Origin of the sequence: Pseudomonas canadensis (assembly GCF_030980095.1) — a bacterium.
GTDB classification, from domain to species: Bacteria; Pseudomonadota; Gammaproteobacteria; order Pseudomonadales; family Pseudomonadaceae; genus Aquipseudomonas; species Aquipseudomonas canadensis.
Window position 1 is genome coordinate 4,654,544 of sequence record NZ_CP133298.1, and the last position, 13,299, is coordinate 4,667,842.

8 protein-coding genes and 1 other RNA gene are annotated in these 13,299 nt (G+C 60.5%); all 9 read right to left on the reverse strand.

The genetic code is table 11. The features are described 5' to 3' along the window. The gene (locus tag RB216_RS21505) at positions 1–1,047 is read right to left on the reverse strand and encodes an N-acetylmuramidase family protein (protein WP_028617487.1); all 1,047 of its coding nucleotides are present in this window, start codon (positions 1,045–1,047) and stop codon (positions 1–3) included. A gap of 157 nt (positions 1,048–1,204) precedes the next feature. Next, positions 1,205–3,166, reverse strand: coding sequence for an AAA family ATPase (locus RB216_RS21510; protein WP_305382310.1), 1,962 nt, complete (start codon positions 3,164–3,166; stop codon positions 1,205–1,207). A 20-nt stretch (positions 3,167–3,186) separates the two neighbouring features. Further along, positions 3,187–3,600, reverse strand: coding sequence for a hypothetical protein (locus RB216_RS21515; protein ID WP_028617489.1), 414 nt, complete (start codon positions 3,598–3,600; stop codon positions 3,187–3,189). Between the two features lie 127 nt (positions 3,601–3,727). Continuing rightward, an RNA gene (gene ffs / locus RB216_RS21520) (signal recognition particle sRNA small type) lies at positions 3,728–3,824 on the reverse strand. A gap of 149 nt (positions 3,825–3,973) precedes the next feature. Next, entirely contained in the window at positions 3,974–5,137 is a 1,164-nt protein-coding gene (locus tag RB216_RS21525; RefSeq protein ID WP_236321111.1) for a zinc-binding metallopeptidase family protein, read from the reverse strand. A 240-nt stretch (positions 5,138–5,377) separates the two neighbouring features. Then, positions 5,378–7,735: an NAD-dependent DNA ligase LigA gene (gene ligA / locus RB216_RS21530; RefSeq protein WP_028617491.1), complete on the reverse strand. Its 2,358-nt coding sequence runs from the start codon at positions 7,733–7,735 to the stop codon at positions 5,378–5,380. A gap of 88 nt (positions 7,736–7,823) precedes the next feature. Further along, positions 7,824–8,693, reverse strand: a complete 870-nt coding sequence (gene zipA, locus RB216_RS21535) for a cell division protein ZipA (RefSeq protein ID WP_308907853.1) — start codon at positions 8,691–8,693, stop codon at positions 7,824–7,826. A gap of 259 nt (positions 8,694–8,952) precedes the next feature. Next, positions 8,953–12,441, reverse strand: coding sequence for a chromosome segregation protein SMC (smc, locus tag RB216_RS21540; protein ID WP_308907854.1), 3,489 nt, complete (start codon positions 12,439–12,441; stop codon positions 8,953–8,955). Positions 12,442–12,443: 2 nt separating this feature from the next. Next, positions 12,444–13,103, reverse strand: coding sequence for a GntR family transcriptional regulator (locus RB216_RS21545; protein ID WP_028617494.1), 660 nt, complete (start codon positions 13,101–13,103; stop codon positions 12,444–12,446). Between the last annotated feature and the right edge of the window lie 196 nt (positions 13,104–13,299).

The window sequence follows — 13,299 nt, forward strand, 5'->3', positions numbered from 1 at the left end:
TTATTTTTTTCCTTCAAGTTTCTCGTAGGCTTCTTTCATCAGGACGTCATAGTTGCCGTAGTCCTTGCCGTTATAGTTACGGGCCATCGAAGTGAAATCCTTGGCTTTCATGGCCGTCATCAACGCCGGGCTGTTAGCGCAAAACGCGAGGAACGCCTTCAGTTGGTTACCGACATTCACTTTTAATGCCGCGGCAAACTCAAACACCGTTTTGTAACCGCATGAGGCGTAGTTGAACCCCATGGTCTGAAACATGCCCCACGACGCCGACATCAAAGCCGCTTCCTGGTCCAGGGCGAATGCAGTGGCCATGGTTTCCCAGGCCTTGACCTGATCCTTGTTATTGACCTGCCACTGCGGCCCGGCCTTTCTCACATAGATGTACGAAAGCAGCGGATGCGCCTGGTCGTAGATATGCTTGGTGTACTTGCGAAATTGGTGCCCTTCAAACGCAATGATCGGTAACTTGGCCGGCCCGAATCCCGAGCGACCACCGGACTCCACCGTGGCGAAGGCCCTGATGACATTCACCGAAATGCCGTTGCCTAACTGCTTGGCGGCATTCTGAAAATCGGTATCGGTGAGCGTCATGCCGCCATCGCACGTGGCCTGGAGCATCAATTGGCGATTGCGCCGCTCAGCCTCGATCATTGCCCGCATACGGTCCAGGTACACGTTGACGGTGGCTTGCACCGCGTCACCCTGGTTGTTACCGAATGCATTCAGAAAGCTTGGGATACGCATGCTCGGAAAGGCCTTCACCGGTACCTTCACCGCCTCTTCGATCAGGCTGTTGAAGGTTTTACCGGTCGGGTCGATCACACCATCGGGGTGCGCGTATTTGAGATGACGGAACTGATACTGGCTGATGCACTGCACCAACTGACCGTCGCACTTGCCGTTTTCGGCCAGTGGGAAGCCCAGTTTGGGAATGATCAGATTGAATAAATATTGGATGCACTGCACATCGGAAGGCAAGTTGCGGGCTTTACCGGGCGCGCCTACTGAAGCACTGATAAGACGGGGCAACCCTTGCAGGCTTTTCATCACAGACATCCTTGTTAGTTAAAGAAGTGATGGCACTTCAATATCAACCGCACACCCTTGTCATACTCTGAAACAAGTGGCTGGCGGAAACTAACAAGGTGGTTTTAGGTTGTCCAGAGCGACCGCTGAAAGTTGTGAAACAGCCGAATTAAATAAATCAGTAACCGTGGAATTCACGGGTTTTCTGGTAGGTGTGGAAATCAATCCACTCGACCACGTCGTAAGGCAGGTAAAGCTGCATCCGCGCTCGGGAAATGGCGATGTACACCGCGCACAGCCGCTGGTCGAACGCGTAGGCGTCCTTGAACTTCACGTTGGTCAGCAGTTCGGGCGTCAGCAGCACCCGGTCGAACTCCATGCCGCCCGCCTCCTCCGCCAGCATCAGCAGGCAGCGCTTGCCGGGGACGCCGCTCAGGCGGTTCAAGCGCGTGATATCGGCAACGTTGAAGCCTTTTTCCAGCTCGCTCTCGACCCACAGGAACGACTCGTCGTACTGGCTGGCATCGCGCACCTGTTGCCAGTCGTCCATGTCGCTGAAGTAAGCATGGGGGCCGTTGTCGTTGTGCTCGTTGCTGTAGAACTCTGGCTTGAACAGCGCGATGACGCTGATCATGAAGCGCTGCAAATCCTGTTGCGCACCACTGTCGAGGAAGCCAAACGGGCAGTTAGCCTGCTGCAACTGAATGGCCCATTTCATGGTGTCCCAAAGGGACGCAGTCAACACCACGCAGCCTTCGGGTGGCACGAAACCCTGAGGGTAATGCTCAATGCCAACGTCGGCATCCCGCGCGCCTTCGAAGGGCGTCTTGCCCTTCTGCGAGTGCACGCTGATCAGCGGGTTGACCAGGCGCTCGACGTTGCGGCCCGAGCGCACCGAGTAATTGATGTCGGTGTGCCGGACTTCACGCTTGCGCCTGACCATTACACCGCTGGCCAATTGGTACTCATCGCCAAGGGTGATCAGCACCTGGCGGCCACGTTCGATAATCTGCAACAACGAGGGTGGAATGTCCTGGCTTTCATCGATCAGCACATGGGTGTACCGCGGCGGCACCACGCATCCATCGAGGCTCGCGCGCTTGATCAGCAACAAGGCTGCGAAGGCCGTCTGACCGGCCCACTGCGGGTTGGCGTCCAGATACGTCCACAACCGGCTGGAATACTCCAGCAACGCCTGGGCGTCCACGCTGGACAAGGCTTGCTTGAAATGCGGCAAATGCCTGGCCGACAGGCTGTGATGGTTGGAGTGGCAGTAGCTGTCGAGCACCTTCAGGCAGATATCGAGCGTTGCCACGCCATCGTGACCACGCCAGCCGTGGATATTCAGGGTCTGCGACACTTCGTGTTTGCTGGGCAACCGAGTTGGCGTGGCCTGCGCGGCGGGTCGTTGCCCCTGCAACAGCGCCTTGGCGAAGGCAGCAAAGGTCGAACCGGTCTTGCTGTCCTTGGCCAGTCCCATGCGTTCACGCAGGGTCGCGAGTTTTGCCCCGGTGCGCGCCAGTATCAGGGTTTGGGCCGGCCGCAGGCACTCCATCAAGGCGCCAAGCAGGTGGCTCTTGCCAATGCCGGCGTAGCCTTGGACATGCAGGTCTTCGTTCAGGTTGGCACGGAAAGTCCGCACCAGCTTGTCCTGCGCCGGGCTGAGCCAGCGCTCACGGTGCCGGGGCGTGACCATCTGCTGGCTGAACGGATCATTGCTACGTAGATGGCGGACCTTGTAGCCGATATCCCATTTGCCAGTAGGCAACAGGTAATTCCGCGCTGCGACTTCTTCAACCGACAACAGGCGCAGATTGACCGTTTTAAGGGCGTTGAAGCCGAAGTACAACTTGCGTGGATCGAACAGCCGCTGGGCTTCGGACAACAACGTGGCGGCGCCCGCTCCGCGGGTATCGACCGCCCAGTCGAGCAACTTGGCCAAGATGCGCTCGGCGCCCGCGCAGGTCAGGTCCTTTTCGGCCGCTTGGGCCAGGTTCTGGATAACCAGCACGGCGGCCAGCTCTGGGTCTGTCAGACCGACCAGGGCCTTGGCGCCGTCCGCGCCGAGCAGGGCCGTGCAGGTTTCCTCCGTGACAGGCAGGAAGACAGGGCTGGATAAGTCAAAGTGTTCCGGTTGCATAGTGCCTCGCCACCAGGGAATCAGGCATTGCCATGACCGCCCAGTTCAAACCGATACTCCCCCAGGGAGCCCGACATATTGCCGCGATGGGGACCCGCGTCAGCCGTGGCGGTCATCGCATTGACCTGCTGCTGGAGTTCGAACACCGCCATATCCAGCAGCCGGCGCAGGTCCTCGGCACTCTGTGCGGCTACATTCAACTGCAGCGTGTAGGCGCCAGTGAGTGGCGGCGGCATGGGCTCATTGGCCACGTCCGCAGACCGGATCATTTCCGCCTGGCTGAGGATTTCCGCGTGCTCGTCGTCCATAAGGTCCAGCACCCGCGACAATTCCAGGGTCTGTTCAGGATGGGATTGGATGCGGTCCTTGATCTCCAGGCGCCGCATCTGCCACTCCCGCAGTTTTTCGCGCGTGAGGTCGTCGACTTTTTCCACGTGTGTTGTCTCCGGATGCCAGGCACTGGAGTATGCCGCCATGGACTGCACGATGGCAGATGGCTTGAAAGCATTTTTTTGAATTGAATTTGAGGAGGTGTTGCAAGGAAGAGCGTTATGGAGGCAACCCCACCAGCCACACCCCGGCACACAATGTTCCCGCTGTGGCTGCTGCCTTCCGGCTCTGACCAGGTTCACGGGTAATCGTTGCGGGGGGACCGATGGGGTCACCATAACGACGCCTGCCTCTCGGCAAGCGGGGCCATTGTACCGATCTCATCGGAAGTTACAACCGTTGGGGCCGGATTAAAAATATTCGATGGTTCAAGCACTTGTGTCTATCGCGGGGCGGCCATCGCCGGCAAGCCGGCTCCTACAGGGTGACGGCTTCGTCTGCTCGGCCACCTTCCTCCTGGATCACCAGGTGGATAAAGTGCAGCTTGGCAATCACCGCCGGTGGCAGCACGAAGGGATAGAAATCCGGCTGGCCCATGCTGCGCGACAGTTCATTGAGCATGCCGGCCAACTCGATCCAGGCGTTGACGAACGACAGGAACGCCACGCCGCCGGGGTGTTCGGGGTCGTAGAGGGTGGTGAGCGGGAATGGCTGGTAATCCAGGTCCATCTCGCGGGCGCTCATGCCAAAGCCGAGGGCGGTGTCGACGGCGTCCATCATGTGCAGGTAGTGCGCCCAGGTTTCGGCCCAGTCTTCCCAGGGGTGCATGGTGGCGTAGGCACTGACGCAGGTTTGCTGCCAGTCCGGTCGTGGGCCGTTCTGGTAGTGCTGGTCGAGAGCATCGGCATAACTGGCGCGTTCGTCGCCGAACAGGGCGCGAAACGGTTCGAGCCAGTGGGTATTCGCGATCAGGCGATCCCAGTAATAGTGGCCAACCTCATGGCGAAAGTGACCGAGCAGCGTGCGGTAGGGTTCGCGCATTTGTACGCGTACCTTTTCACGGTGGGCGTCGTCGGCTTCCTTGATGTCGAGGGTGATCAAGCCGTTCGCGTGGCCCGTCATCGGCGCGTTGCCCTCCAGGTCGATACCGACGAAGTCGAAGGCCAGACCGTTGTCTTCGTCGACACTCTTGGGCACCACTTGCAGGCCAAGGCTGATCAATTGCGCGACCAAGCGGCGCTTGGCGGTTTCGACTTTGCGCCAGCGCTCATGGTTTTCTACGATCGACAGGTCAGGGATGGTGCGATTGAGGCCGCAGGCCACGCACAGCGGCGCGGTGCTGTGAGCCGGGATCAGCCAATTGCAGGCGGCCGGCGTGTCGAGGTTGGCGCAGCGACGGAAAGCGCCGGCGTCGAGGTTGCCATCTTGCAGCCAGGTGCCTTCCACCGGGCCGGGCCGCAGGGAGTCCAACCGGGCTTGTTGAGGCTGGTAGCCCAGCAGCGCCTGGCAGGCCAGGCATTGGCTGTTGCGAAAGAACAGGGATTGGCCGCAACGGCACTGCCAGACCTTGCTGTCACGAGACGAGCCGGCCACGAACGGTGCGGCAATGCGCGAACTGAGTTGCTCGAAGTAGCGAAACATGGCGATCTCTCCCTGGGTGACTGAGACTAGATCACTTTCGCTTCAGAATCGTTCCACATTGTTGTAGTGAGCGGGCTTGCCCCGCGCTGGGCTGCGTAGCGGCCCCAAACCCGGCACTTCGGTCTATCCGAAACACTTCGGCGTCCTTGTTGGGGCGGCTTCGCCACCCAGCGCGGGGCAAGCCCGCTCACCACAGCAAGCCCGCTCACCACAACACGCTTGTTTACCCCACAGTCCACATCAGACAGTGATGTTGTGCTTGGCCAAGAAGGCGACGAAAGCCTCTTCGTCCAATACCTTCAGGCCCAACTCGCTGGCCTTGGCCAGTTTGGAACCGGCCCCCGGCCCCGCCACCACGCAATGAGTCTTCGCCGACACGGAACCCGCCACCTTGGCGCCGAGGCTTTCGAGTTTTTCCTTGGCCACGTCGCGACTCATCAGTTCCAGGGAGCCAGTGAGAACCCAGGTGTGCCCAGCCTCAGGCAAGCCTTCGACGACCTTCTTCTCGCTGTTCCAATGCATGCCGAAGTCTTTGAGCTGCTGCTCGATGGCCAGGGCGCGGCTCGCGTTGTCGGCGTTATCGAAGAACTCGCGCACGGCCTTGGCTTGTTTCTCGGGCAGGGCCTGGCGCATGTCCAGCCAGTCGGCCTTGATCACGCCTTCAAGGGTGACGAATTTGTCCGCCAGCTTCTGCGCCGCGCCGGGGCCGACGCTCGGTACGTGCAACTTGTCGAGCAACCCGCCCAAGGTGGCGCTGGCGGCGAATTCGGCACTCAGGTCGCCCTGATCCTGCAGTTGCAGGCCGCATTCCTGCGGCGACAGCAGCGCGCCGATCACGTCCTGGTTATGGCTGTCTTCAAAGAAACTATGAATCTCATGCGCCACTTCCAGGCCCACGTCCGGCAAGTACGTCAGCACTTCCGGCAAGGCCTTCTGCACGCGCTCCAGGGAGGCCAGGGAGCGCGCCAGCACCTTGGCGGTCTCCTCGCCGACGTCGGGAATGCCCAGGGCGTAGATAAAGCGCGCCAGGGTCGGGGATTTGCTGTTTTCGATGGCGGTGATCAGCTTCTTGCTGGAAATGTCGGCAAAGCCTTCCAGGTCGATGATCTGTTCGTACTTGAGCTTGTAGAGGTCGGCCGGCGAACCAATCAGCTTTTCATCCACCAGTTGCTCGATGGTTTTGTCGCCCAGGCCATCAATGTCCATGGCGCGGCGCGAGACGAAATGGATGATCGCCTGCTTGAGTTGCGCGCCACAGGCCAGACGCCCGACGCAACGGTACACCGCGCCTTCGCTGACGGTTTCCTTGCCCTTGCTGCGCTTGACCAGTTGCGTGCGCTCCACGTGGGAACCGCAGACGGGGCAGCTCTCGGGGATCGGCACCGCACGGGCGTTTTCCGGACGGCGCTCAAGCACCACCGAGACCACCTGCGGGATAACATCCCCGGCGCGGCGAATGATCACGGTATCGCCGATCATCACGCCCAGGCGCGCCACTTCATCCATGTTGTGCAAGGTGGCATTGGACACGGTGACACCCGCGACCTTGACCGGCTTCAACCGCGCCACCGGCGTAACGGCGCCGGTACGCCCGACCTGGAATTCCACGTCGAGCAATTCGGTCAGCTCTTCCAGGGCCGGGAATTTATGCGCGATGGCCCAGCGCGGTTCGCGGGCACGGAAGCCCAGCTCTCGTTGGGAAGCGATGCTGTTGACCTTGAACACCACGCCGTCGATCTCATACGGCAGGCTGTTGCGCCGCTCGCCGATATCGCGGTAGTAGTCCAGGCAATCCTGAATGCCTTTGGCCAGCTTCAGTTCGTGACTGATGGGCATGCCCCATTTCTGCAACTGTTGCAGGTTGCCGATGTGGGTGTCGCTGATGTCGGTGGTTACACCGTAGCAGCAGAACTCCAAGGGTCGGCTGGCGGTGATCTTCGAATCCAACTGACGCAGGCTGCCGGCAGCGGCGTTGCGCGGGTTGGCGAACGTCTTGCCGCCGACTTCCAGTTGCGAGGCGTTGAGCCGCTCGAAACCGGCCTTGGACATGAACACTTCGCCACGCACTTCCAGGGTCGCCGGCCAGCCGCTGCCGTGCAGTTTCAACGGAATATTGCGCACGGTGCGCACGTTGATGCTGATGTCCTCGCCGGTCGTGCCGTCGCCACGGGTGGCGCCGCGCACCAGTTCGCCGTCCTGATACAGCAGACTGACCGCCAGGCCATCCAGCTTAGGTTCGCAGCTGTACTCCACCACCGCGCCACCGCCAAATAGATCGCCGGCCGGCAGGTCGAGTCCTTCGGTGACCCGGCGATCGAATTCCAGCATGGTGGTTTCGTCAAAGGCGTTGCCGAGGCTGAGCATGGGGGTCTCATGCTTGACCTGGGTGAACGCCGACAACGCCGCACTGCCGACCCGCTGCGTCGGAGAATCGCGCGTGACCAGCTCCGGGTGCTCGGCTTCGAGGGCTTTGAGTTCATGGAACAGCCGGTCGTACTCGGCGTCGGGAATGCTCGGTTCGTCGAGGACGTGGTAACGGTAGTTGTGCTGATCCAGTTCAGCGCGCAGTTCGAGGATGCGGGTGTGGGCGGCGGTCATGGGTGTTCTCTCAGAAAGCAAAAGAGCAGCCGAAGCTGCTCAATATGTTAGTGCGCTTATTCTATCCGACAACGCCGAGGAGCAATCCTCAGCGTTTTTGTGTCAGGGCGCGACGCTCGAACTCGACGATGCGCTGACGGTAATGCTCGATGGTCTGGGCGGTCAGGACACTGCGTTGGTCGTCCTTGAGTTCGCCATTCAGTTCCTGCGATAGCTTGCGGGCTGCAGCCACCATCACGTCGAACGCTTGTTTCGGGTGACGCGGACCTGGCAGGCCGAGGAAGAAGCTCACCGCCGGAGTGCTGAACAGGTCGATATCGTCCAGATCGAAGGTGCCCGGCTTGACCGCGTTGGCCATGGAGAACAGCACTTCGCCGTTGCCGGCCATGCTTTCGTGGCGATGGAAAATATCCATCTCACCGAAACGCAGGCCGCTTTCCAGAATATTCTGCAACAAAGCCGGGCCCTTGAAGCCGGCGGCGTCGCGGCAGATCACGCTGATCACCAACACTTCTTCAGCGGCAGGCTGGTCGTTGACCGATTGGCGCGGCGCGGCGGAAGTCTTGCCCAGGTTTTCATCCGGGAAATCATCGTCGCGACTGCTGAAGCTCGGGCCCTCATCCACGTCGAGATTCAGGTCACCCTGATGCGGTTCAGCCACGGCGGCACTGGCACGCTTGCCACGCTTGGAGGACGGCTCACGGGCTTCACGCACCGGCGCGCTCATCGACGGCAAGTCGTGTTCGTCCAGTTGCGGCTCTTTATGCGTATCCAGCACACGCGGCGGCCCCAGCAACTCGGCGGCGCCGTCGTCGTCGGGTAAGTTGGACAGGTTGCGGTCCAGACGGAATTTAAGCTTGCCCTTGCCACCGCGCATGCGGCGCCAGCCATCAAAAAGAATACCGGCAATGACAATAATGCCGATGACGATCAGCCACTCGCGCAGACCGATTTCCATGTAATCCCGTGCCTCTAATAAAAAATGCTGAAAAATAAGGGGTTTAGCAACGTGCAAACCGCTTTAAAACGTGGCGCCAACTCTATGTTCTGACTGACGTTTTGCCCACGCATACGAAAATTTGACATTAAACTAGCACGACCAAAGATAACTTTACACCGTCTGTCAAAATGCCTTGAACAAATATGTCCATTTGCCACTTTCGCCAGACCGGTAAAGCGTCTTACCGCGCGCTATAAAAATTCTGTCCCGGCATGGATCAAGACTCCACCATCGCCATCGCTTCTTCCACATCCACCGCCACCAGACGCGAACAGCCCGGTTCGTGCATCGTCACGCCCATCAATTGATCCGCCATCTCCATGGCGATCTTGTTGTGGGTGATATAGATGAACTGCACGGTCTGGGACATCTCTTTGACCAACCGCGCGTACCGTCCAACGTTAGCGTCATCCAGCGGGGCGTCAACTTCGTCGAGCATGCAGAACGGCGCCGGGTTCAACTTGAAGATGGCAAACACCAGGGCCAATGCGGTCAGGGCTTTCTCGCCGCCGGACAACAAATGGATGGTGCTGTTCTTCTTGCCCGGAGGCCGCGCCATGATCGTCACCCCTGTATCGAGTAGATCTTCGCCCGTCAGTTCCAAGTAAGCGCTGCCACCGCCGAAAACTTTTGGGAATAACGCCTGTAAACCGCCATTAATCTGATCAAAGGTATCTTTGAAGCGGTTTCGGGTTTCCTTGTCGATCTTGCGGATCACGTTCTCCAGGGTGTCCAGGGCTTCGACCAAGTCGGCGTCCTGGGCATCCAGATAACGTTTACGCTCGGATTGCTGCTGGTATTCGTCAATGGCCGCCAAGTTGATCGCGCCCAGACGCTGAATACGCGCAGCAATCCGCTCAAGTTCTTCTTCGGCGTCTTTCTCGTTGGCCTGGGCGGTCAGGGTATTGAGCACGCCGTGCAGGTCGTAGCCGTCTTCCAGCAACTGGTCTTGCAAGGTCTTGCGGCGCACGGTCAGGGCTTGCCATTCCATGCGCTGTTGTTCGAGCTGGCCACGGATCAGCTGGGATTGCTGCTCGGCCTGGGTCCGGCGTTTTTCGGCATCACGCAGTTCGCGGTCGGCGTCTTCCAGGGCGATTTGTGCGGTCTTGAGCTCTTCGTCGACGGTCATGCGCTTGTCGAGCAATTCTTCCAGCTTGAGGCGCAGCTCTTCCAGCGGCGCTTCGCCCTCTTCCAGGTTGAGGCTCAGTTGTTCGCGCTTTTCGGTGAGGCGCTCGGACTGCATCTCCAGGCGTTCAAGGGCCTGGGACGTGGACGCGTGCTGGGCCTTGAGCGAGCCCAAGCGCACCGCCAACTGGTGGGCGTGATCCTTGTGCTGGCGGGCCTCCTGGCGCACACGGTCGAGGCGCTCGCGCAGGCTGTCGCGCTGGGCCAGCAGCAGTTCGCGCTGCTCGGTGTCCAGCGCCATGCTGTCGAGGGCCTCCTGCAGGTGCAAGCGTGCTTCGCCGATCTGTTCGTGTTCGAGGGCGCGTTGCTCGCCCATCTCTGCCACTTCTTCGTCGAGGCGGGTGCGGCGCAGGGTCAGTTGCTCAACCTTGGCTTTGCTCGCGGAAAGCTGGGCTTTCAATTCGCCTTGCTGGCGCGCTTCGTCCTGCAACAGGCGCCGCAGGTGTTCGCGACCGGTCTCTTGCTGGCGCTGGGTGGCGCGCAGGGTTTGCAGTTCGGTTTCCAGGCTTTCCAGGGTGGCTTCGCGCTCTTCGCGTTCGGCGATCAGGTTGACGATTTCCTGGCCACGGGCCAATACGCCACTTTCGGCTTCACTGGCGCGACGTACGCGCAGGAAATGGCGGCCTACCCAGTAGCCGTCGCGGCTGATCAGGCTTTCACCGGCGCCGAGCTGGCCGCGCTGGGCCAGCGCCTGCTCAAGGGATTCGACCGGTTTGACCTGGCCCAGCCACGGCGACAGATCAATCGCCGCTTCAACCTTATCCAGCAGACTGCCCGGCACCCGCGTGCCGTCCGCCGCTGGGCTGAGCAAACGCAAATCGCCTTGGGCAAAACCGGCCAGGTCGAAACCGCCAAAATCATCCACCAGCACGGCTTGAAGGTCGGCACCGAGGACCGTTTCAACCGCCAACTCCCAACCTGCCTCTACCTTCAAGCCTTCCGCCAAGCGCGGGCGCTCGGCCAGATGCTGGTCACGCAGCCACTCGGCGGTGCCGGTACCGGGGTCCAAGGCGGCTTGCTGCAAGGCTTCAAGGGAAGCCAGCCGACCATTGAGCCGCTGCAAATCGCCCTGGGCCTGTTGCTGCGCCTGGGTCGCCTGTTGCAGTTGCTGACGCAATTGCTCCAGGCGCTCCACTTGTTGTTCTTCACTGGCTTCCAGCTCTTCCAGCGTCATTTCGCTTTCGGCCAGTTGCTCGCTCAGCTCCATGATCGCCGCGTCTTCCGGGTCGGCGGACAGCAATGCGCGCTCTTCCTGCATTCGACGCTGGCGCTCGGCCAGGCGCTCCATGCTGGTTTCCAGTTGCTGGATGCGCGATTGCTGCACCTCAGCCTGGCGGCGTGGCTCGGCGGACTTCAGGTTGAAAGTGTCCCACTGCTCCTGCCAGCCGTGCATGGTGGTTTCGGATTCTTCCAGGGCGGCGGCGGCCTCTTCGGCGGCGGCGCTGGTGATTTCCTGCTCGGGGGTGAGCATGTCCAGCTCTTCGCCAAGGGTCAGCAGCAAGGTGCGGTCGTGGCCCAGGTGCGATTCAGTTTCCAGGCGTGCGCGTTCGGCTTCCTTCAAATCATCCTGCAATTGGCGCAGGCGCTGCTGGCCGTGCTGGATGCTCTGCTCGACGCGGGCAATGTCGCCACCCACCGAATAGAAACGGCCCTGCACCAGATTGAAGCGTTCGGACAGGTCATGGTGACCGTCACGCAGGCGTTCGATGCTGGCGTCGGCGTTGCGCTGCTCGGCTACCAGGGCCTCAAAGCTGATTTCCTGGGTGCCGATGATTGCTTCGCGCTGGCCGACCTGATCATTCAGCGCCTGCCAGCGCAGGGCCGAGAGTTGCGCTTTGAGCTGGCGTTCTTCGCCCTTGTATTCCTGATACTTCTCGGCGGCCTGGGCCTGGCGGTGCAGGCGTTCAAGTTGGCGCTCCAGCTCTTCGCGCAGGTCGGTCAGACGGGCGAGGTTTTCATGGGTGCGGCGAATACGGTTTTCGGTCTCGCGGCGGCGCTCCTTGTACTTGGAGATGCCGGCCGCTTCCTCGATGAAGTTACGCAGGTCTTCGGGCTTGGCTTCGATCAGCTTGGAGATCATGCCCTGCTCGATGATCGAGTAGCTGCGCGGGCCCAGGCCGGTGCCGAGGAAGATATCGGTGATATCCCGACGGCGACACTTGGTGCCGTTGAGGAAGTAACTGTTCTGGCTGTCGCGGGTCACTTTGCGGCGAATGGAAATTTCCGCGTAGGCCGCGTACTCGCCGATCAAGGTGCCATCGGAGTTATCGAACACCAGTTCGATGCTGGCCTGGCTCACCGGCTTGCGGCTGGTTGAGCCGTTGAAGATGACGTCGGTCATCGACTCGCCACGCAGGTTTTTAGCCGAGCTCTCGCCCATCACCCAACGGACGGCGTCGATGATGTTCGACTTGCCGCAACCATTGGGCCCGACCACCGCCGCCATATTACTGGGGAAGTTCACCGTGGTCGGGTCGACGAAGGATTTGAACCCCGCCAGTTTGATGCACTTGAGCCGCACGTTTAGGCGTCCGCCAACGCAGCGATGACCAGCGAGCAACTGCGCTCGCCGTAGGCCGACAGCACTTGGCGGATCTGCGGCAGGTCACGGGCCAGTACGGCGGCGAGCAGTTGCTCGAACAGCGCCAGGTACTCGCTCATGGACGCCTTGCGTTGATCCAGCGCCAGGTAGTAGGCGCGGTTCATCGCCGGTTGCAGGTTCTCGACGGTTTCCTGCAGGTACGGGTTGTTGGCGAAGGGATAGGCGGCGCGCATCACATTGAAGCTTTCTTCGACAAAGGCGCGGATGTCTTGGCGCTCGAAGCTGGCGATCAGCCGCTGCTGGATCTGCATGAACGGCGCCATGTCGGCCTGGGTCTGCCAGCCTTGAGCCACCGCATTGCCGAGCAGGATATACAGCTCGCCCATCAAGGTGCACAGGCTCTGCACCTTGTGTGCCGTGAGTTCTGTGACGTGGGCGCCACGGCGCGGCAGGATCGCGATCAGGTGGCGGCGTTCGAGGATCAGCAAGGCTTCGCGCACGGAACCACGGCTGACATTGAGTGCCAGCGTGACCTTTTGCTCCTGGATCCGCTCCCCAGGCTTGAGATCGCCGCGAATGATGCGTTCGGCGAGGTGGTGAGCAATTTGCTCGGCGAGACTGTCCGGCGCCTTGAACGTCATGTTTTCCCTTCAAAATCTTCTATCGGTACAAGCGCGGCAGTGTAGCGCATTGGCTGGCTGATGGCGCTACGCCCACCTTTCAGAATTTGGCACGGAATAAGCAGCGATGAACACCCACAAGCCCCCAAAAACACCGGTTCTAGAAGACTGGACCATAATTGAAAGTGTTGTGACTGCATTTTCTTGACCTTCTGGT

What these genes read in the sequence shown, in the direction of transcription:
- RB216_RS21505 (WP_028617487.1), bottom strand. Translation starts at nt 1,047, where the DNA reads ATGAAAAGCCTGCAAGGGTTGCCCCGTCTTATCAGTGCTTCAGTAGGC.
- RB216_RS21510 (WP_305382310.1), bottom strand. Translation starts at nt 3,166, where the DNA reads ATGCAACCGGAACACTTTGACTTATCCAGCCCTGTCTTCCTGCCTGTC.
- RB216_RS21525 (WP_236321111.1), bottom strand. Translation starts at nt 5,137, where the DNA reads ATGTTTCGCTACTTCGAGCAACTCAGTTCGCGCATTGCCGCACCGTTC.
- ligA (WP_028617491.1), bottom strand. Translation starts at nt 7,735, where the DNA reads ATGACCGCCGCCCACACCCGCATCCTCGAACTGCGCGCTGAACTGGAT.
- zipA (WP_308907853.1), bottom strand. Translation starts at nt 8,693, where the DNA reads ATGGAAATCGGTCTGCGCGAGTGGCTGATCGTCATCGGCATTATTGTC.
- RB216_RS21545 (WP_028617494.1), bottom strand. Translation starts at nt 13,103, where the DNA reads ATGACGTTCAAGGCGCCGGACAGTCTCGCCGAGCAAATTGCTCACCAC.